Here is a 20,315-nt window from a genome sequence, read left to right as displayed (position 1 = left end):
ATTCTCCTAATTTAATTTTGTTCAAGTTCAGTATCAATACCTAGAGATCGAATTTCTTTTACTAGAACATTAAAAGACTCAGGCATGACTGACTCTGTACGATTTTCACCATCAACGATATTCTTATACATCTTAGCTCTACCACTAACATCATCAGATTTGACTGTTAACATTTCTCTTAGAGTATAAGCGGCTCCATATGCTTCAAGAGCCCATACTTCCATCTCACCAAATCTTTGGCCACCAAATTGAGCTTTTCCACTCAATGGTTGCTGAGTGACTAACGAGTATGGTCCAGTCGAACGAGCATGCATCTTATCGTCTACTAAATGATTTAACTTTAACATGTGCATGTAACCAACGGTCACATTACGATCAAATGCATCTCCTGTTCTGCCATCAAATAATTGAATTTGACCACTCTCAGGTAAATCAGCCATCTTAAGTAATGATTTAATATCTTCCTCTTTGATCCCATCAAAAACTGGAGTTGCCATTGGCACACCACTTCTCAAATTATTAGCTAATTCTAATATCTCATCGTCACTAAATGACTTCAAATCTTCGGCCTTTCCATAACTATTGTAAATAGAATCAAGCATTGAGCGGATTTGCTTAATGGTATCTTTGCGATGCTCATCCAAAAGATTTCCAATCTTATACCCAAGACCTTTAGCAGCCCATCCTAGGTGAACTTCTAAAACTTGTCCAACATTCATACGAGATGGAACACCAAGCGGATTTAATACAACATCAACAGGAGTACCGTCAGCTAAATGAGGCATATCCTCTACTGGAGAAACCCTAGAGATTACGCCTTTATTTCCATGACGGCCAGCCATCTTGTCGCCAACTTGTAGAGTTTTACGAGTTGCCACGTAAACTTTAACCATCTTCTGGACTCCAGGTGGTAATTCAGCACCCTCTTTAATTTTGGCACTTTCTTGCTCAAAAAATACATCAAACTCTTCTTGTTTGGCTTTAGATTGTTTTACCAATGCAGCTACTTCTTTATTCACTGCAGCATCTTTAACTTTTATTTTTGCAATCTCACTGTTCTCTAGAGACTTCAAGTCTTTTGCAGCAATCTTATCGCCACTCTTAATAGTGCCAACGTTACTAGTTGAAACATTGCCAGATATTTTTAAACGGATTCTTCGGAAAATATCTCCATCAATAATTCCAAACTCATCATCAATATCTTTTTTAATATTCTCTAATCGCTCTTCATCAATTACTAATGCACGGGAATCTTTGGCAACCCGATCTTTAGTGAAGATTTGAACGTCGATGACAACACCAGACTTTGAAGCACCCATTCTCAATGAAGTATCTTTTACGTTATTGGCCTTTTCTCCAAAGATAGCACGTAATAATTTTTCTTCTGGTGATAAGACAGTCTCACTTTTTGGTGTAACTTTACCTACTAGTATGTCACCACCTTTTACTCTTGCTCCGACATATACAATACCCACATCATCAAGCTTTGAAAGGGCAGATTCACTGACGTTCGGAATATCTGCAGTAACTTCCTCAGCACCAAGTTTCGTATCCCTTGCGTAAGCTGTCAGCTCTTCGATATGAATCGAAGTGTAACGATCTTCCTGAACAACCTTCTCAGAAATTAGAATAGAATCTTCAAAGTTGTAACCATTCCAAGGCATAAACGCAATCATCATGTTTTGACCTAATGCAAGCTCTCCTAAATCTGTAGAAGGGCCATCTGCCAAAACATCACCAGTAGCCACCTTATCACCAGGCTGCACAAGTGGTTTCTGGTTAATACAAGTATTCTGGTTTGAACGAGAATATTTAATTAAACTATAAATATCAACACCTAGTTCACCGGCTTTAGCTTGTTTAGAATCAACTCGAATTACGATTCTAGATGCGTCTACTGTTTCTACTACTCCATCATGATCAGCAACAACACAAACTCTAGAGTCAGTTGCAACAACGCGCTCAATTCCTGTTCCAACTAATGGCTTTTCAGCGCGAAGCACAGGAACAGCTTGACGCTGCATATTTGAACCCATTAGTGCACGGTTCGCATCATCATGCTCAAGAAAAGGAATTAACGAAGCAGCAACCGATGAAATTTGTTTAGAGTCAATATCTATAAGAGTCACTTCAGACTTATCTACTAAAACAAATTCATTTTTATGTCTTCCAGAGACTAAATCATCTTGAAGCTTTCCTTTTGCATCTACTTTAGAATTAGCCTGAGCAATCGTATGATCAATCTCATCAATTGCAGAAACGTAAACTATTTCTTTCGTAACTTGACCATTCTTAACAACTTGATAAGGAGTCTCTAAAAAACCATATGAATTTGTTTTGGCATAGACTGCTAATGTATTAATTAGTCCAATATTTGGGCCCTCGGGAGTTTCAATCGGGCACAATCTTCCATAATGAGATGGATGAACATCTCTCACTTCAAAGCCTGCACGCTCCCTTGTTAGACCTCCAGGTCCAAGAGCAGAAATACGGCGCTTATGAGTAACACCTGATAGCGGATTAACCTGATCCATAAATTGAGATAATTGTGAAGAACCAAAAAACTCTCTAACAGCAGCAGAAACTGGCTTAGAATTAATCAAGTCTTGAGGAGTTAACTCATCAGTTTCAGCAAGATTTAACCCTTCTTTGACTGCTTTTTCAACACGGATTAGACCAATTCTAAACTGGTTTTCAATCATTTCGCCAATAGCCCTTACACGTCTATTAGCTAGTGTGTCGACGTCATCTACAACATCATGTCCATTTTTAATGTCAATGAGTTTTTTGATTACATTAATAATGTCATCATGTGTTAGAACGTGCTCACCAGTTTCACTTTCGATTCCTAGGCGTCTATTTAATTTCATACGACCCACTTTTGAGAGGTCATATCGATCATTATTAAAGAATAAATTTGAAAAAAGTGCATTGACTGCATCTTCTGTCGCAGGCTCACCAGGTCTCATTACATGGTAAATGGACATGCGGGCTTCAATCTCTGTTTGAAGCTCATCAAGACGTAATGTATCTGAAATGTAAATACCATTTTCAGCATCATTAATATAGATAATGTTAATTTTCTTAATTTTAGTTGCAGTTAAAACCTCAATTGATTCCTCTGATATTAAGGTATTGGCAGCCAATAAGATTTCACCGGTATCAGTATCAACTATATCTGAAGAGATAACTTTCCCGGTCAGGTACTCTAATGGTGCATTAATTGAGTCAACTTTTGCAGTTTGCATCATCTTAACATGCTTAGCAGTAATTCTACGGCCTTGCTCAACTACAACATCCTTACCAATTTTGATATCAAATTCAGCAATAATTCCTCTTAAAAGTTCAGGCTTGATAACTAAATCACATGATTTAGTTTTCATCTTCACAGAAATATGATCAAAGAAAGTGTCAATAATTTCATTAGTTGACTGCCCCATAGCACGGAGCAGAGTCGTAACAGGTAACTTTCTTCTTCTGTCAATTCGAACAAATAAATGTTCGTGATGATCAAATTCAAAATCTAACCATGAGCCGCGATATGGAATCACACGCGAAGAAAATAATATTTTTCCTGAAGAGTGTGTCTTTCCCTTATCATGCTCAAAAATAACACCTGGTGAACGATGAAGCTGAGAGACAACAACACGTTCTGTACCATTAATAACAAAAGTACCTGTGTCAGTCATGAGTGGAAGTTGGCCAAGATAGACACTTTCCTCAATAACTTGCTTAACGCGACGCTTTTTCTTTAAATTGGATCCATTCTTATCAAATAGAACTAGATTGAGTTTTACCTGCAGTGTTGCAGCATAAGTCACGCCTCTAAGTTTACATTCTTTGACATTATATTTTGGTTCTTGAAGCTCGTAATCCAAGTACTCAATTTCTGCATATCCGTTCAGGGCTGTAATTGGAAATACAGATTGAAAAACTGAGTGAAGGCCGATGTTTTCTTTTTCGACCGCTCCCTCTTGAATGAAGCTATTAAATGAATTAATTTGAATAGACAATAGATCTGGCTCTTTAAGAATTGATTCTCTAGTTCCAAAATTATTTCTGATACGTTTTTTTTCTGTAAATGAATATGTCATGAATGCCCCGTATTAATCACCAAATTGTTTTCAAAATTACTTTTGAATAAAAACACCAAAATCCCCTTTTGGGGATTTTGGTTTTTTGCATTGAACAAATTACTTAAGTTCTACGCTAGCGCCAGCTTCTTCAAGCTGCTTTTGGATATCATCAGCTTCCGCTTTTGATACACCTTCTTTAACTGCTGCTGGAGCGCTTTCAACAAGATCCTTTGCTTCTTTAAGACCTAGTGCTGTAATTCCACGTACGGCTTTGATGACAGCAACTTTCTTGTCTCCAAAGCTTGTTAGCATTACATCAAATTCAGTCTTTTCTTCAGCTGCTGAACCAGCTTCTGCTGGGGCCGCTACTGGTGCTGCTGCAACTGCTGCTGCAGAAACGCCAAATTTTTCTTCCATTGCTGAAACCAACTCAACAACGTCCATTACAGACATATCTGCAATTGCGCCTAAAATATCTTCGTTACTTAATTTCGCCATGATATTTACTCCTCTATATAATTATTATTGTTTTTGATCACGCACTGCCGCCACAACGCGAGTTAACTTTGTTGGAACTTCATTTAAAGTTCTAACTAGTTTCTCTGTTGGTGCAAGCATTAACGCCATCAACATACTGATTGCTTGATCTTTAGTTGGAAGACTCGCGATTCGCTTGAGTTGATCTGCATCAACAAACTCTCCGGATACTCCCAAACCTTTAACGACTAAGTCTTTATTCTCTTTAATAAAGTCACGAAAAACGCGCGCAACAGCGCCCGGATCTTCTTGAGAAAAACCCAAAATAACCGGTCCACTTAAGACAGGTAAAATACATTCACACCCTGTCTCTGCTAACGCTCTCTTTGCTAGTGTATTTTTAACTACACGCAAAGAAACATCTGCTTCAATAGCAGCGCTTCGTAAGTTAGTCATTTGTTCAACATTCAATCCGCGATACTCAGCAGCACCAACAGATACAGCGCCTATAGCGACTGCATTGACCTGTTCGACAACTGCTTTTTTTGCTTCAAAATTAAGAGCCATAGTCTCTCCTGAACAATTAAAAAAAGAAAGCTATAAAATTACAACTTTCGCCACAAGGTATTTCCATACCCTCTACATAGGCAAATTGAAGGATCAATTTATTAAGTAATTAACTGCTAGCAGCTCATCACACCTATGGTCTTTGAGGCTAAACAAGTAACCTTGTCGCCCAAAGAATTCATAACTGATAAATTAATTATCAGTAGTTAAATCTATTTAAATATCTAAGCTTGCTCCATCAACACTCAAGCCTGGGCCCATTGTTGAAGAAACACTAATTTTTTTAAAGTACACGCCTTTCGCTGAACTTGGTTTTGCTTTCTTAATAGCGTCTATTAAAGCAGTTACATTCTCTTCTAGTGCTTTAACATCGAAAGAAGCTTTACCAATACCTGCATGAACAATACCGGACTTATCTGCACGATAGCGCACCTGTCCAGCTTTTGCATTTTTTACGGCTGTTGCAACATCAGGAGTAACAGTTCCTACTTTAGGGTTAGGCATCAAACCTCGAGGCCCTAGAACTTGTCCCAATCTTCCAACAACACCCATTGCATCTGGAGAGGCTATAACAACGTCATAGTTTAAATCTCCATCTTGCATAGTTTTCATTAGATCGTCCATACCCACGATGTCTGCCCCTGCATCAGTAGCCTTTTGAACATTATCACCTTGAGTAAATACTGCAACACGAACAACCTTACCAGTTCCATTCGGAAGAACAACAGCTCCCCGAACAGTTTGATCAGATTTTTTAGTGTCAATTCCCAAATTGATACTTACGTCAACCGACTCATCAAATTTTGCAGTTGCACATTCTTTCACTAGCGCTATAGCATCAGAAATTTTATACTTTTCACCTTCTTTAATTTTTGATATATTCGCTTTTTGATTTTTCGTTAGACTAGCCATCATTAACCCTCCACCACAAGGCCCATAGAACGGGCAGTTCCGGCAACGATTTGGACAGCAGCATCTAAATCATTCGCATTTAAATCTTTCATTTTAATATTTGCAACTTCCTCAAGTTGGGCACGAGTAACTGTACCAACTTTATTAATATGAGGCTCACCACTTCCTTTTGCAATGCCCGTCACTTTTCGGAGAAGGACAGCTGCAGGAGGTGTTTTCGTTACAAATGTGAAACTTCTATCATTGTAAACAGTAATAATTACTGGAACAGGCATGCCCTTATCAAGCTCTTGTGTTTGGGCATTGAATGCCTTACAAAAGTCCATGATATTTACACCATGCTGACCTAAAGCTGGCCCAACAGGTGGCGAAGGGTTAGCTTCTGCCGCTGGGACCTGTAGTTTAATATACGACTCAATTTTTTTTGCCATTTTATCTCCTATGGGTACAAACGCCTATCAAGCTCCCCGTTAACAAATTAACCCAATGGGCTATGTTATGTTTTCTCTACTTGAGAAAACTCTAGTTCAACTGCAGTAGTTCGACCAAAAATTAAAACCTCTACTGTCAGTATACTTTTTTCATAATTCACACTTTCAACAGTTCCATTAAACTCATTAAATGGACCATCAATAACAAGAACTTCTTCACCAGGTTGAAATGCAACCTTTGGTTTAGGTTTGTCTGCTCCCTCTTGAACACGAGCAAAAATTCTATCCACCTCTCTTTGTGTAATCGGAGAGGGCTTTCCTGAAGATCCACCAATAAAACCAATAACATTATTTGTATTCTTTACCAACAGCCAGCTTGGCTCAGTTAGTTCCATCTTAATAAGCATATACCCTGGGAAAAATTTTCTCTCAGTTTCTTTTTTCTTTCCACCTTTAAGTTCAACAACCTGCTCAGTAGGAATTAATATCTCACCAACCAAGTCCTCTATTCCTTCCCTAGCAACAGCTTCCTCAATGGCTAACTTTACTTTCGCTTCATAGCCGCTTCTTGCGTGGATTACAAACCAATTCTTAGACATGAAAATCCTTTACTTAAAATATGTTAATTGAAGAAATTGACTGAACACCCCATGTAAAGAATGCATCCACAATCCAAAGGAAAATTGCCACCACGATCACTGCAATCATAATGATTCCAGTTGTTTTCAATGTCTCTTCTCTTGTAGGCCAAACTACCTTTCTAAGCTCTATACGTGTCTCTTTCAAGAAATGTACAAAGGTATCACCTTGGCTAGATTTAGTAAATATTCCACCTGCAGCAATAAAAAACGCAAGAGTGACAAGCACCTTAGTCAGAGAATTGAAATTGAGAGGGTTTACATAATACAAAGCAAGTGTAGCAATAACTACAACAACTGCCAGGATAGTCTTCCATTGATCAGAACCACTCTTTAAATTGTCTATTTGTTTAGCCACATATATCCTTTAATTTGGCAGGCAAGGAGGGACTCGAACCCCCAACCAATGGTTTTGGAGACCACTACTCTACCAATTGAGCCACTTGCCTATATATCAAATCCTAAAAGTGGCCACTCAAGAGTAGCCACCTACTTTAAATACTTTTTAACTCGTAATCTTCGAGACGACTCCAGCACCTACCGTGCGTCCGCCTTCTCTAATTGCAAATCTTAAACCCTCTTCCATTGCAATTGGAGCAAGTAACTCAACTGTCATCTTCACATTGTCGCCTGGCATCACCATTTCAGTACCTGATGGTAATTCACATGCGCCAGTTACGTCTGTTGTTCTGAAGTAGAACTGTGGACGATAGTTGTTGAAGAATGGCGTATGACGGCCACCTTCTTCTTTGCTTAAGATATAGACTTCAGCTTCAAACTTAGTGTGCGGGTTGATCGTACCTTTCTTAGCGAGTACTTGACCACGCTCAACTTCTTCACGCTTGGTACCACGAAGAAGAACACCGACGTTATCACCTGCTTCACCTGAGTCAAGCAACTTTCTAAACATTTCAACACCTGTACAAGTTGTCAACTGAGTGTCTTTAATACCTACGATTTCGATTTCATCACCCACGTTTACAACGCCGCGCTCGATACGACCAGTAACAACCGTTCCACGACCTGAGATTGAGAACACGTCCTCAATTGGCATAAGGAATGTCTTATCTGTATCACGCTCTGGTGTTGGGATATAAGTGTCTAACGCTTCAACCAACTTCAGGATTGAAGGAACACCGATATCTGATGTGTCACCCTCGAGTGCTTTTAGTGCTGAACCAAAAACAACCGGCGTGTCATCACCTGGGAATTCATATTCTGTTAGAAGCTCACGGATTTCCATTTCAACAAGTTCAACGAGTTCTTCATCGTCAACCATATCCGCTTTATTCATGTAAACAACAATATATGGAACACCGACCTGACGAGACAATAGAATGTGCTCACGTGTTTGAGCCATTGGTCCATCAGTAGCAGCGATTACAATAATAGCGCCGTCCATCTGTGCAGCGCCTGTAATCATGTTCTTTACATAGTCAGCGTGTCCTGGACAGTCAACGTGTGCGTAGTGACGAGCTTCTGACTCATACTCTACGTGTGCTGTTGAGATAGTGATACCACGCTCTCTTTCTTCAGGAGCATTATCAATATCTGCGTAATCCTTGAACTCACCGCCACGGGCTTCAGCCATCACCTTAGTAAGGGCTGCAGTTAAAGTCGTTTTACCATGGTCAACGTGACCAATTGTTCCCACATTTACGTGTGGTTTGGTTCTTTCAAATTTTTCTTTTGCCATTTTTAATCCTCTGTATACATTCAAATTAAAGTGGAGCTCACCACCGGATTTGAACCGGCGACCTCTTCCTTACCAAGGAAGTGCTCTACCGACTGAGCTAGGTGAGCACAGTCCTAACCACTTGGAGCGGGTGATGGGAATCGAACCCACCTCATTAGCTTGGAAGGCTAAGGTAATACCAATATACGACACCCGCAATTTCCTTTTCTTTTTTCTCTGGTGGAGGGAGTTGGATTCGAACCAACGTACTCAGAGAGAACGGATTTACAGTCCGTCGCCTTTAACCACTCGGCCACCCCTCCAAAAAAACAATCGGACATTATCCCATAACTAATTCTGCTTAGCAAGGATTAAATAAGCTAATTATGAGGTATAAAAATGATTATTTTAAGCGTGAAACTCCACTCTTTACTGCGGCATCAAATATAGCTTTTGGAATCAGGTCAATGAGTCTAGGATCAAAAGGTTTTGGAATGAAATAATCTTTACCAAAACTGAGCTCTTCAACTTGATAAATTTCTAATAGAGATTGAGGGGCAGGTAGCTTTGCGAGATCCTTAATAGCATGCACAGCTGCAACTTTCATTTCAGTATTGATAATCTTGGAATTAGCATCTAACGCTCCTCTAAAAATATAAGGAAAACCAATCACATTATTAACCTGATTTGGAAAATCACTTCTGCCAGTTGCCATCAATGCATCATCTCTACAAGCAAAAACATCCTCAACTGAAATTTCAGGATCAGGATTAGATAAAGCAAAGATAATTGGCTTTTTGGCCATCGATTTAATCATAGCTTGAGTAACAAGATTACCTCTTGCAACGCCAATCAAGACATCGGCTCCATCAATTGCATCACCCAAAGTTTTTTTACTCGTATTCACCGCAAAAGCTGCTTTATACTTATTAACGATGCTTATTTGTTCTTTAGAAACAACGCCCCTTCGGTCAACCAGAATCATATTTTCTTTTTTAAATCCAAGATTTACTAATAAATCTAGAGTTGCTATGCCAGCAGAACCGCCACCTGCAACAACAATCTTAGCAGAAGTAACTGATTTTCCTTGAATTTCAAGAGCATTTAAAAGTCCAGCTGCAACAATAATGGCAGTACCGTGTTGATCATCATGAAATACAGGAATATCTAGCTCTTTAATTAATCGCTCTTCAATTTCAAAGCAGCGTGGGGCAGAAATATCTTCCAAATTGATTCCGCCAAAAGTAGGTGCAATATTCTTAACCGTATTAACTATTTCATCAACATTTTGAGTATCAAGCTCAATATTAAAAACATTGATGCCTGCAAAGTGTTTGAATAAAACTGCTTTTCCTTCCATAACTGGCTTTGCTGCTAAAGGACCAACATTTCCAAGACCTAAAACCGCTGAACCGTCAGTGATAACCGCTACCAAATTACCCTTAATTGTGTATTGGTATACATTACTCTGATCTTTAGCAATCTCCCTTACCGGCGCAGCAACGCCAGGGCTGTATGCCAAACTGAGATCTTGATCATTATCAAGTTTTTTATGGGAGGTTACATCAAGCTTCCCAGGTCCACCTTCTTTGTGATAAGCTAGAGCTCTATCATGCAAACTTTTTGACATTCTGACCCTTAAATTTTGTTAATTAACTAATACTTTACAAACTCTTCGCCGATTTTTATATCAGATCTGAGCGTGTCAAGGGCGTCATCTAGGGTAGTCTGTTCAAAATCTGAAAGAGTGCCATAATTGAGTATTTTTTCGACACCATTCTTACCCAATAGCACTGGCTGAGCAAAAAATCTAGCCAACTCTCCAGATCCTTCAACGTAGGTGCACTCTATGACGTCTTTTTCACCATTTAGGGCTCTTACTAGAGATAAGCCAAATTTAGCGGCTGCCTGTCCCATTGACAATGTGGCCGAGCCACCCCCTGCTTTAGCATCGACAACTTCTGTACCTGCATTTTGAATCCGTTTAGTCATTGCGGCTGCATCATCGTCACTGAATTCGAAGCCAGATTGAGAGAGAAGGGGAAGAATAGTGATTCCAGAATGTCCCCCAATAACTGGCACTTTAACATCCATTGGATCTTTATTGAAGACTTCAGCAACAAATGTACTTGAGCGAATCACATCAAGAGTGGTGACTCCAAATAACTTTGCGGGATCATAAACACCCTTATTTTTTAAAACTTCAGCCGCAATTGCAACAGTTGTGTTAACTGGATTAGTAATTATACCAATAAGGGCTTTGGGGCAATTATCAGCACAAGAAGAAACGAGATTTTTTACAATTCCAGCATTAATATTAAACAAATCTGAACGATCCATGCCAGGCTTACGAGCCACACCAGCAGAGATCAATACAATATCAGCATTTAATAAAGCAGGAGAGGGATCTTCACCCGAATAACCTTCCACTTTAACTGGAGTTGGGATGTGACTTAAATCAGCTGCAACCCCGGGCGTTACTGGAGCAATATCATACAAAGACAATTCTGTTCCGCTGGGAAGCTCTGTTTTAAGAAGCAAGGCAAGAGCCTGACCAATTCCACCTGCAGCACCTAATATTACAACTTTCATCACATCTCCTAAATTAATTATTTTTATAGTAAATTATTCATGGCAGCAATATTGCTAACCGAAATTTCTTTTGGACAAACCGTTTCGCAATGTCGATGATTTGAACAACTTCCAAACCCTTCCTCTTCCATCTGATTAATCATCCTCTCTGCCCGCTTTTTGCTTTCAATTTTTCCCTGAGGTAAGCGTTCAAAATGGTTGATTTTTGCGGCTACAAATAATGAAGCTGAAGCATTTGGACAAACTGCAACGCATGCACCACAGCCAATACAAGTTGCTGAATCAAATGCACAATCAGCATCATCTTTATTGACTAATTGTGAGTTGGCCTCTGGAGCAGAGCCAACTGACACAGAAATAAATCCACCAGATTGAATGATTCGGTCGAATGCCTCTCGCTTGACTGCAAGATCCTTGACTATTGGAAAGCTTTTTGCCCTCCAAGGCTCAATCCATAATTCCCTTTTATTTGCGTAATCCCTCATATATAGCTGACAAGTTGTAGTGGCCTTTTTTTCACCATGAGGATGCCCATTTATTACCAATGAACAAGTACCACAAATACCCTCTCGGCAATCATAATCAAAAACAACACAGTCCTCCCCTTTTTCTATAAGCTCTTCATTTAGCTGATCGAGCATCTCAAGAAAAGAAGTGTCACTGTCAATATCGCTTATCTTGTAGGTGACAAAACTTCCACCACTTTGCGTATTTTTTTGTCGCCAGATATGTAATGTAAAATTCATTTGTAGTCCCTATATGTTGGCTTGATAAACTCGAAATCAAGTTGCTCTTTATGAAGTACAGGTTTGTCATCACTGAACTCCCAAGCAGCCACATATCCAAAATTTTCATCATCCCTCATCGCGTCTCCACTTTCAGCCAAATACTCAAGGCGCGCATGCGCACCGCATGATTCATCTCGATCCAAAGCATCAACACACATTAAATATCCAAGTTCAATAAAATCTGCAACCCTTCCAGCCTTTTCAAGTGTCTGATTAAAATCTTTGTCAACACCAGTCACTTTAATTTTTTGCCAAAAATCTGACTTGAGTTTCTCAATTGAAGCGATTGCATCTTTGAGCGAATCCTTATCTCTTGCCATTCCACATGACGTCCACAAAATACTTCCTATCTTTCTATGGAAGTAATCTGGAGAATGCTGAGGATCAGGAGCATTCATTAAACTATCAATGCGACTTTTAACTGAATCAACGGCTGCCAATACCTCAGGATGGTCATCATTAACCTCCTCAAATTTTCCTCGTGCTAGATAGTTAGCTACTGTCTGTGGAGCAACAAAATATCCATCTGCAAGGCCTTGCATCAAAGCAGAAGCTCCAAGGCGATTAGCGCCATGGTCTGAAAAATTAGACTCTCCGCAAGCAAACAAACCATCTATTGTTGTCATCAAATTGTAATCAACCCATAAGCCACCCATTGTGTAATGAGGAGCTGGATAAATTTTCATTGGAACTTCATAAGGGTTTTCACCGGTAATACTCTTATACATATCGAATAAATTTCCGTATTTCTCTTTAACCTTTTCAGTCCCCATTTTTTGAATCACCGAGGAAAAATCAAGATAAACCCCAAGGCGCTGATTATTTACAACTGAACCAATTCCTCTTCCTTCATCACATATACCCTTAAGAGCTCTGGAAGCAATATCTCTTGGAACAAGATTAGCAAAGGCTGGATACATTCTCTCTAAAAAGTAATCACGATCTTCTTCTGCAATATCATTTGGACTCTTATCGCAATCTTCTTTATTTTTTGGAGCCCATATGCGGCCATCATTTCTCAGTGACTCACTCATCAATGTGAGCTTTGACTGGCTGTCGCCAGTTGGTGGGACACATGTGGGGTGGATTTGAGTAAAGCTTGGATTTGCAAAGTAAGCTCCATTCTTATGGGCTCTCCATGTTGCAGAGGTGTTACAGCCTTTTGCATTTGTTGACAGATAGTAAGCATTACTATAGCCCCCCGTGCACATTACAACACAATCAGCTGTATGAGATGAAATTTCACCAGTCGTTAGGTCTCTTACAACAATACCCCTGGCCTTTCCATCAATAAGTATGACTTCTAACATTTCACATCTTGACTTATGTTTAACTCTCCCTGAGGCGATTTCTTTACTCATAGAACTATATGCGCCTAAAAGGAGTTGCTGGCCGGTTTGACCTCTAGCATAGAAAGTTCGGGACACTTGGGTGCCACCAAAAGATCTATTTGCCAAATAACCACTGTATTCTCTGGCAAAAGGAACGCCCTGGGATACGGCTTGATCAATAATGTTACAACTCAATTGAGCTAAACGATAAATATTGGACTCTCTCGCTCTAAAATCTCCACCCTTGATAGTGTCGTAAAAAAGTCTCCAGGTACTATCTCCATCATTTTGATAATTTTTACTAGCATTGACTCCGCCTTGAGCTGCAATTGAATGGGCTCTTCTGGGACTATCATTGTAACAAAAAGACTGGACATTGTATCCTGCCTCACCTAAGGTGGCACATAATGATGCACCTGCCAGACCAGTCCCAATGACTATTACATTGTATTTTTTCCTATTTTGGGGCGCTATAAGAGCAAGCTCAAATTTATGCTTCTCCCAACGATTCTCTAGAGGCCCTGTTGGAACATTTGAATTAAACTTTTGCATACAAAATACCTAATGGAATTGAGGCATAACCTGCCATGATAAGAAGAACAATCAAGAGAGCAATACCCTTATGTTGTTTGCTTGAAACGCCCAAAGTCTGAAGTACATTTGAAAGTCCATGATGTAAGTGTGTTGAAATGGCAATCATTCCAAGCCCATATATGGCCCACATTACTGGCCTTTGAAAAATATTGGTAATTTCCGAATATAAATCAACAGTATTAATAGACAACATTTGAACGGTGTGCGTAATGATAAAAATAAGAATAATAGACGCACCTGACCATGCCACTATTCGGGGGACAGCCTTTGGATAAGGTTTTTTATATCGATCACCACTACTTATATTATTTGAAAGTTGCCTCGTAACAGCAACAACTACATGGAAAGCTAGTGTCGCTATTAATAAAGTGGCTAAAACAGGATAAAAAATTGAGCCATTAAACCAGACATAAAATGCAGTAAAGGCCTCTTCACCAGAGTGAAAGGTTAGAGCTCCCAATAGATAGAATATTAGGAAAAAAAACCAAAATAATCCAGCCATTGCCATCATTTTTTTGAGACTGACTGTTCGGTTATTAGTATAGTTCATCGAATTCTTGACGTGGTTGAAGGTTCTCTTTTTTTATTGTTCTTAGACAACTGTTGTATCGCAAAATTGGGTCAGCGCAATGTTCAGGAGCCATTTTTTCTGCGATCTCAAATTCTGCAATTGCTTCAATAAATCCATCATATGCAAAAGATCGAGACATGGAGTGCTTTAGTAAGCTTCTTGCTTGCCTCTCTAGGAAAATTCCCGAGTAATAATGACGTAAAAATTCTGAATTAAGTTTTTTGATACTATCTGTAATTTTATTACGGTGGACCTTAGATTCACTCTGAGATAGCTGATCGGTTAATGCAAGAATATATATGACTAAAGCGTCTTGATTATTGTTATCAACAGCAAAAATATCTAGGCAAATGCTAATTGCCATTTCGGGCTGAAGCAAAGAACGATATTGTCTCGCACGCTCTAGAACGTCTTCAATTGAAGAGTTTTCAATTTTATGATAGACCTTATTGTTCACCGAATAACAATTTAACCTTTAGTAAGCTGCATATTATATTTTATAAGCCGGTGAATTTTAGTCTTTAATTGTGTTTTTTATATGAAGAATTCATTTTGTTCAATGAAAAATTCATATGTTGAAACAGCGCTCCAGTTAAATTAAATATCAAGATAGCTTTCTAAAGAATCATCTAAAGCATCAAGCCATGGCGTATGGTGAGGTGGAGACTCGGTTCCAGTCATGAGTGAGGCATGTGACTTATCTCTAAAAGTCATAATTCCATCCTTCTTATTATGTTTCCAGTCCATAAAAGTTCTGTTAACTCCCTCAATATCAAAATTAGGATAATCCGTCTCATCAATCAGCATCTGAGTATAAGCCCCTTGAAAGTCAATCGCGTATGCAACATCGTCTTGTGCTGTTTCTTTTTCATGCCATTCAAGTGTATGTGCTTGCATTTCACTAAAAGATGGAAGACTGATCTTCTTTAGAATGATATCTCTTGCGTACCAAGCTTGCGCATCAAACATATTAAATGTGTACCATTGATCTTGCATTCCTAGATACATAAGTCTTGGGTTCTTCTCCCAGACGACGCCCTTATATAAGTCAAGAGGATAAAGGATATTATTAGTTTTTAATCTTAAACTATCTGGTAAGAAGGGGAAATGATGAATGTAACCTGTGCACAGAATGATCGAATCTACTTCTTTTGAAGTCCCATCGGCAAAGAAAGCCGTATTGCCATCCACCTTAACTAGCGCTGGCTTTTCTTCCCAATTTTCAGGCCAGCCAAAACCCATTGGCGCCGTTCTGTAGCTACTAGTGATTGATTTAGCGCCATACTTATAGCACTGTGAACCAATATCTTCAGCAGAATAACTACTGCCTATGACCAAAATATCTTGGTCTTTAAATTCCATAGCGTCTCTGAAATCATGGGCATGTAATATCCTGCCATTAAAATGGCTAAAGCCATCATAATTTGGAACATTGGGGGTTGAAAAGTGTCCACTCGCGACAATGACATAATCAAATTTTTCAGAGTAAGTTTCATCGTCAACAAGATTACTCACTGTGACTGAAAATAGTTCACTTTCTTCATCGTATTCAACATTTCGAACTGCAGTATTAAATCGAATCATATTCCTAACCTTAGCTTTTTCTACTCTACCTTGAATATAGTCAAACAAAACTTCCCTTGGAGGGAATGAGGCAATTGGGTGGCCAAAATGTTCCTCAAAATAATAGTCAGCAAATTCAAGGCATTCTTTTGGCCCATTAGACCAAAGGTAACGATACATACTGCTGTGCGCAATCTCACCATGCTGATCAAGCCCAGTTCTCCAGCTATAATTCCAAAGCCCTCCCCAATTGTCTTGTTTTTCAAAACAGACTATTTCTGGCAACTCTTCTCCTTTTTCTTCAGCAGACTTAAAAGCCCTTAACTGTGCCAGTCCACTTGGGCCTGCGCCTATGATTCCAACTCTTTGTCTCATCCTCTCTCCTTCAAAATATAGACTTTTTTTATTCCCATTAGTATTGTAGGGATATTTTTGATTTTATATAATCATTTACTCTTGGAATATATTAATTTATCTAAATTATGAGTTTAAAAAAAATATTAAAGGTAAGAGCCATTTTCTAAAAAATTATTTGTGGCAATAAATGGTAAATAATGGTATAAAATGGATTTATGTTTCGTGGAATTCACCTCTTAGCAATGGATGCAAAAGGTAGGATTAAAATTCCTACTCGTCATTTAGGGCAAGTCACTAAAATTTGTTCTGGACAGATGGTCATGAGCATCCATCCTGATGATCCTTGTCTCGTTCTCTATCCTTTAAAAGATTGGCAGCAACTAGAACTCAAAATTGGAGAACTTCCATCTCTTAATATTCATACCAAAAAATTATCAAGAAAACTTATTGGTCATGCCATTGATTGTGAATTAGACAAAATTGGTAGGATTCTTATTCCTAGCTCTCATAAGAATTACGCTAATTTAAATAATAAAGTTATACTGAGTGGACAAGGTAAAAGTTTTGAAATCTGGGATGAAAGGGCATGGAAAGATCAAATTGAAAAAATTGAAAGACTAAGCAATCAAACTGAAGTACCTCAGGAAATTTCAAAACTTTCTCTTTAGTTAAATGTCATTAAGTAAGAATAATGCGTCCACTAAAGAATCTAACTATCATGACTCTGTTCTCTTTAATGAGGTTTTAAAAGGTCTAAACATAAAATCAGGTGGCATCTATGTTGATGCCACTTTGGGCCGATGTGGTCATACTCAAGGAATACTAAATCATTTAGATAGCTTGGGAAGGGTTATAGGATTTGATCAAGATATTGATGCAATTAAATATGCAGAGATTAATTTCTCTGACCCACAGCTAGAGCTGATTCATAGTAATTTTTCAAACTTAAATGATGAGCTTAATAAAATTAATTTGATTGGTAAAGTTGATGGAGTCTTAATGGATTTAGGAATCTCCTCTCCTCAAATAGACAATGCCGATAGGGGATTTAGCTTTAATAAAGATGGTTTACTTGATATGAGGATGGATCAATCTCAAAGACTCACTGCTACAGAATGGCTTAAAGAGACAAGTGAAAAAGAAATCGCTGATACGCTCTATCAATATGGAGAAGAAAAAAGAAGTCGTATTATTGCTTCAACTATAAAGGAATATCAAAAAAATAGTGAAATCAAGACAACTCTTGAGTTAGCAAATCTCATTTCGACCGTCGTCAAACCAGGCAAAAATAAGCACCCTGCAACGCGCTCTTTTCAGGCCATAAGGATAGCCATTAATGATGAGCTAATAATGCTCTCTGAAGCATTAAACCAAACGATTGATGCTTTAGATAAAGGAGGAAGGCTTGCTGTTATCTCGTTTCACTCAATTGAGGATAGAATTGTTAAACAATTTATCCAAAAACACTCTCGGCCTAAGCAGATTCCAAAAGGCTTACCTATCATGATGAATGATACTCAACCTTGCCTCCTTAAGGATCTAGGGAAAGTGAAGCCTTCAAATGAAGAGATAAAAATAAACAGAAGATCAAGAAGTGCAATTTTAAGGATAGCTGAGAAGTGTTAGCGATTTTTCAAAAAAGGATTGTAATTAATTTTAGTTTAGTAATTTCAATAATACTTTTATCAATATTAAGCATCCATTGGCATCATGAAATGTATTTACTGCATAAAACAGAGAAAACACTCAAAAATGAGAATGAAAAAATTAATGCCTTGAATAGGCAGTTAATGATGGAATATTCTGAAATTCAAAGTGGAGTAACTGTCTATCAAAAATCACAAGATGAATTATTAATGATTGCTCCTCTTGAGTCTGAAATGGAAGAGGTGACCATATGAAAATAGCTCGCGTTCAAGGTTATAGAAATAGGCAGTCACTTGTCAAAATTTGCTTTATTGCAATTGTCATCATTTTTATCTATCGCGCCTTTAGTGTAACCGATATTAAAGCAAACGATATTCCTCTTAAAGCCAAAGCCTCTAAAAATTCAGAGTTTTCACTTGTAGAAAAATCAATTAGAGGAAACATCTTAGATAGAAATAATAATCTGCTTGCAATCAATCTGATACATAAAAAAATTAATCTAGATCCTATGATTATTCAAGAAGAATATATTGATCTCTTGGCAGATGCATTAGAGATGCCCAGAATGGATTTCAGGGAGCAAATTATTGAAAAAAAAATAAATAAAAGAAAATACTTTATTGTTAAAGAAAAACTCAAGGTAAATGATCCTATTTTAAAAAATATTGCTGAACTTCAAAAGAAAAGGTCTAAGGTGTGTTTTAAGACATCTAAAAATCCTACCATCACTCTTATCGATAAGGCTAAAAAGATTATTGGGATGAAGCCATCTGCCAAAGAAATGATTGAGGTAAACAAATGTGCTAGACAACGAATAGCTGGCGTAGCTATTGAATCAGGCGGCTTTCGTTATTATCCAAAAAAAGACTCTATCGCGCCTTTGATTGGAAAAACTAATTCAGAAAATATTGGGGTATTTGGAATTGAGTCTGAATATGATCAATATTTAGCTGGAATCAATGGAGTAAAAAGGCTAGCAGACAATAAAGATAATTCAAATATCTATTATGATGCTGAAATAATTAAAAAATTTAAGCAAGGAGAAGACTTAAAGCTGACGATTGATTCAGACATTCAGTTTCATGTTTTCAATGCAATAAAAGAACAGGCAGAATTCCATGAGGCAGATTCGGCTGCAGCAATCGTTCTGTCTCCAAATGGTGAAATATTAGCGCTAGCCAATTACCCATCAACAAATCCAAATAATCATCAAAGTTATAGTGCAGATGATTATAGAAATCGTGTTTTTTCTGATAAAACCGAGCCAGGATCGACAATGAAACCTTTCACGATGCTTCTTGCCTTAGACAAAGGAGTCATAACTGCCACTGATGATGAGTTAATAGATGTTAAAAATCGTGTTGGAAATATACCTCCTGATAAAAAGTATTTTGAAATGACAATTCAACAAATACTCGAAAAATCACATAATTTAGGTACGGTAATGGTAGCTGAAAATATTGAAAATGAAGAGTTCTATGACACATGGGAAAAACTGGGTTTTGGAAGATCCCTGGGGGTGATGCCTGGGACAGAAAACTCAGGAGTCTTGAGACATTTTAGTAATTGGGGCTTGGCTGATAAAAGATCTCTCTCTTTTGGCCATGGACCTATGAATACCAATCTTGCTCAGCTTGCAAGAGCCTATCTAGTCTTTGCAAATGATGGGGCTCTCCCTTCACTTAAGCTTCTAAAAGATGATAATAAAAATGAAAGTATTACACAAGTATTTACTCCAGAGTCAACACAAAGAATCTCTCAGATTTTAGATTCTGTAGCTTCAGATAATGGCTCTGGTTACCGTGCAGTTATTGATGGATATTCAGTAGCTGGCAAAACTGGAACTGCTGAAATGGTTATAGATGGTCAATACAATAAAGACGGCGCCAAGAGAACTTATTTTGTTGGTTACTCTCCTGCGGATAAACCTAAATACATTATGGCTGTCAGGCTTGATTATCCAAAAAAATGCTTTGTATCATGGGATCCAACCATGAGAAACCGATGTGAAGGATCCAATTCTGCTTCCATGGCTTTTAAAAAGCCATGGAAAGAATACTCATTAATGATCCTGAAGTAATTTCTTTACTCGAGGG

General features: G+C 38.2%; 19 protein-coding genes and 4 tRNA genes. 4 read left to right on the top strand and 19 right to left on the bottom strand.

The window, feature by feature from the left end:
• Nucleotides 1–11: 11 nt before the first annotated feature.
• The 19 genes from rpoB to W908_RS02170 all read right to left on the bottom strand — a co-directional run bounded on the left by rpoB (nt 12) and on the right by W908_RS02170 (nt 16,590).
• Nucleotides 12–4,094 (bottom strand): DNA-directed RNA polymerase subunit beta, encoded by a 4,083-nt coding sequence (gene rpoB, locus W908_RS02260; protein WP_053819743.1) that lies wholly within the window; start codon nt 4,092–4,094, stop codon nt 12–14.
• A gap of 99 nt (nt 4,095–4,193) precedes the next feature.
• Entirely contained in the window at nt 4,194–4,574 is a 381-nt protein-coding gene (gene rplL / locus W908_RS02255) for a 50S ribosomal protein L7/L12 (RefSeq protein ID WP_053819742.1), read from the bottom strand.
• Between the two features lie 24 nt (nt 4,575–4,598).
• Nucleotides 4,599–5,120, bottom strand: coding sequence for a 50S ribosomal protein L10 (gene rplJ, locus W908_RS02250; RefSeq protein WP_053819741.1), 522 nt, complete (start codon nt 5,118–5,120; stop codon nt 4,599–4,601).
• Between the two features lie 216 nt (nt 5,121–5,336).
• On the bottom strand, nt 5,337–6,032 hold the full coding sequence (rplA, locus tag W908_RS02245; RefSeq protein WP_053820771.1) for a 50S ribosomal protein L1: 696 nt from the start codon (nt 6,030–6,032) through the stop codon (nt 5,337–5,339).
• Between the two features lie 2 nt (nt 6,033–6,034).
• The gene (gene rplK / locus W908_RS02240) at nt 6,035–6,463 is read right to left on the bottom strand and encodes a 50S ribosomal protein L11 (protein WP_020024538.1); all 429 of its coding nucleotides are present in this window, start codon (nt 6,461–6,463) and stop codon (nt 6,035–6,037) included.
• A gap of 65 nt (nt 6,464–6,528) precedes the next feature.
• Nucleotides 6,529–7,062 (bottom strand): transcription termination/antitermination protein NusG, encoded by a 534-nt coding sequence (nusG, locus tag W908_RS02235; protein WP_053819740.1) that lies wholly within the window; start codon nt 7,060–7,062, stop codon nt 6,529–6,531.
• A gap of 13 nt (nt 7,063–7,075) precedes the next feature.
• Nucleotides 7,076–7,459, bottom strand: coding sequence for a preprotein translocase subunit SecE (gene secE / locus W908_RS02230; protein ID WP_053819739.1), 384 nt, complete (start codon nt 7,457–7,459; stop codon nt 7,076–7,078).
• Nucleotides 7,460–7,474: 15 nt separating this feature from the next.
• Nucleotides 7,475–7,550, bottom strand: a tRNA-Trp gene (locus W908_RS02225).
• Between the two features lie 56 nt (nt 7,551–7,606).
• Entirely contained in the window at nt 7,607–8,797 is a 1,191-nt protein-coding gene (gene tuf, locus W908_RS02220) for an elongation factor Tu (RefSeq protein WP_020026356.1), read from the bottom strand.
• Between the two features lie 31 nt (nt 8,798–8,828).
• Nucleotides 8,829–8,904 (bottom strand) — tRNA-Thr (locus W908_RS02215).
• A gap of 15 nt (nt 8,905–8,919) precedes the next feature.
• Nucleotides 8,920–8,993 (bottom strand) — tRNA-Gly (locus tag W908_RS02210).
• 21 nt (nt 8,994–9,014) lie between these two features.
• Nucleotides 9,015–9,099, bottom strand: a tRNA-Tyr gene (locus tag W908_RS02205).
• A gap of 80 nt (nt 9,100–9,179) precedes the next feature.
• Complete coding sequence (locus W908_RS02200) at nt 9,180–10,406, bottom strand: malic enzyme-like NAD(P)-binding protein (protein WP_053819738.1); 1,227 nt, start codon at nt 10,404–10,406, stop codon at nt 9,180–9,182.
• A gap of 26 nt (nt 10,407–10,432) precedes the next feature.
• Nucleotides 10,433–11,368: a malate dehydrogenase gene (gene mdh / locus W908_RS02195; protein ID WP_053819737.1), complete on the bottom strand. Its 936-nt coding sequence runs from the start codon at nt 11,366–11,368 to the stop codon at nt 10,433–10,435.
• 23 nt (nt 11,369–11,391) lie between these two features.
• Entirely contained in the window at nt 11,392–12,114 is a 723-nt protein-coding gene (locus W908_RS02190; protein ID WP_053819736.1) for a succinate dehydrogenase/fumarate reductase iron-sulfur subunit, read from the bottom strand.
• On the bottom strand, nt 12,111–14,039 hold the full coding sequence (locus W908_RS02185; RefSeq protein ID WP_053819735.1) for a fumarate reductase/succinate dehydrogenase flavoprotein subunit: 1,929 nt from the start codon (nt 14,037–14,039) through the stop codon (nt 12,111–12,113). Before W908_RS02185 ends, W908_RS02190 begins: the two co-directional genes overlap by 4 nt.
• The gene (locus W908_RS02180; protein WP_053819734.1) at nt 14,026–14,631 is read right to left on the bottom strand and encodes a succinate dehydrogenase/fumarate reductase transmembrane subunit; all 606 of its coding nucleotides are present in this window, start codon (nt 14,629–14,631) and stop codon (nt 14,026–14,028) included. Before W908_RS02180 ends, W908_RS02185 begins: the two co-directional genes overlap by 14 nt.
• Nucleotides 14,618–15,109: a hypothetical protein gene (locus tag W908_RS02175; RefSeq protein ID WP_053819733.1), complete on the bottom strand. Its 492-nt coding sequence runs from the start codon at nt 15,107–15,109 to the stop codon at nt 14,618–14,620. Before W908_RS02175 ends, W908_RS02180 begins: the two co-directional genes overlap by 14 nt.
• Before the next feature lie 140 nt (nt 15,110–15,249).
• On the bottom strand, nt 15,250–16,590 hold the full coding sequence (locus W908_RS02170; protein WP_053819732.1) for a trimethylamine monooxygenase: 1,341 nt from the start codon (nt 16,588–16,590) through the stop codon (nt 15,250–15,252).
• 197 nt (nt 16,591–16,787) lie between these two features.
• Between W908_RS02170 and mraZ the strand changes: the two genes are divergently transcribed.
• The 4 genes from mraZ to W908_RS02150 all read left to right on the top strand — a co-directional run bounded on the left by mraZ (nt 16,788) and on the right by W908_RS02150 (nt 20,299).
• Nucleotides 16,788–17,240, top strand: coding sequence for a division/cell wall cluster transcriptional repressor MraZ (gene mraZ / locus W908_RS02165; RefSeq protein WP_053819731.1), 453 nt, complete (start codon nt 16,788–16,790; stop codon nt 17,238–17,240).
• Nucleotides 17,241–17,244: 4 nt separating this feature from the next.
• Nucleotides 17,245–18,198, top strand: coding sequence for a 16S rRNA (cytosine(1402)-N(4))-methyltransferase RsmH (gene rsmH / locus W908_RS02160; protein WP_053819730.1), 954 nt, complete (start codon nt 17,245–17,247; stop codon nt 18,196–18,198).
• An 89-nt stretch (nt 18,199–18,287) separates the two neighbouring features.
• Complete coding sequence (locus tag W908_RS02155; RefSeq protein WP_236849158.1) at nt 18,288–18,473, top strand: hypothetical protein; 186 nt, start codon at nt 18,288–18,290, stop codon at nt 18,471–18,473.
• Complete coding sequence (locus W908_RS02150) at nt 18,470–20,299, top strand: peptidoglycan D,D-transpeptidase FtsI family protein (RefSeq protein ID WP_236849157.1); 1,830 nt, start codon at nt 18,470–18,472, stop codon at nt 20,297–20,299. The genes W908_RS02155 and W908_RS02150 overlap by 4 nt, the downstream gene beginning before the upstream one ends.
• Nucleotides 20,300–20,315: the final 16 nt, after the last annotated feature.

The organism is Candidatus Pseudothioglobus singularis PS1, from assembly GCF_001281385.1.
GTDB classification, from domain to species: Bacteria; Pseudomonadota; Gammaproteobacteria; order PS1; family Pseudothioglobaceae; genus Pseudothioglobus; species Pseudothioglobus singularis.
Note: the sequence above shows the minus strand (reverse complement) of the source record. Positions and strands in the feature narration are given on the sequence as shown.

Coding starts and splice junctions, on each gene's coding strand:
- W908_RS02155 (WP_236849158.1), top strand. CDS start 18,288: ATGTATTTACTGCATAAAACAGAGAAAACACTCAAAAATGAGAATGAA.
- tuf (WP_020026356.1), bottom strand. CDS start 8,797: ATGGCAAAAGAAAAATTTGAAAGAACCAAACCACACGTAAATGTGGGA.
- nusG (WP_053819740.1), bottom strand. CDS start 7,062: ATGTCTAAGAATTGGTTTGTAATCCACGCAAGAAGCGGCTATGAAGCG.
- rplA (WP_053820771.1), bottom strand. CDS start 6,032: ATGGCTAGTCTAACGAAAAATCAAAAAGCGAATATATCAAAAATTAAA.
- mdh (WP_053819737.1), bottom strand. CDS start 11,368: ATGAAAGTTGTAATATTAGGTGCTGCAGGTGGAATTGGTCAGGCTCTT.
- rplK (WP_020024538.1), bottom strand. CDS start 6,463: ATGGCAAAAAAAATTGAGTCGTATATTAAACTACAGGTCCCAGCGGCA.
- W908_RS02170 (WP_053819732.1), bottom strand. CDS start 16,590: ATGAGACAAAGAGTTGGAATCATAGGCGCAGGCCCAAGTGGACTGGCA.
- rplJ (WP_053819741.1), bottom strand. CDS start 5,120: ATGGCTCTTAATTTTGAAGCAAAAAAAGCAGTTGTCGAACAGGTCAAT.
- rplL (WP_053819742.1), bottom strand. CDS start 4,574: ATGGCGAAATTAAGTAACGAAGATATTTTAGGCGCAATTGCAGATATG.
- W908_RS02185 (WP_053819735.1), bottom strand. CDS start 14,039: ATGCAAAAGTTTAATTCAAATGTTCCAACAGGGCCTCTAGAGAATCGT.
- W908_RS02150 (WP_236849157.1), top strand. CDS start 18,470: ATGAAAATAGCTCGCGTTCAAGGTTATAGAAATAGGCAGTCACTTGTC.
- mraZ (WP_053819731.1), top strand. CDS start 16,788: ATGTTTCGTGGAATTCACCTCTTAGCAATGGATGCAAAAGGTAGGATT.
- rsmH (WP_053819730.1), top strand. CDS start 17,245: ATGTCATTAAGTAAGAATAATGCGTCCACTAAAGAATCTAACTATCAT.
- W908_RS02200 (WP_053819738.1), bottom strand. CDS start 10,406: ATGTCAAAAAGTTTGCATGATAGAGCTCTAGCTTATCACAAAGAAGGT.
- W908_RS02180 (WP_053819734.1), bottom strand. CDS start 14,631: ATGAACTATACTAATAACCGAACAGTCAGTCTCAAAAAAATGATGGCA.
- W908_RS02190 (WP_053819736.1), bottom strand. CDS start 12,114: ATGAATTTTACATTACATATCTGGCGACAAAAAAATACGCAAAGTGGT.
- rpoB (WP_053819743.1), bottom strand. CDS start 4,094: ATGACATATTCATTTACAGAAAAAAAACGTATCAGAAATAATTTTGGA.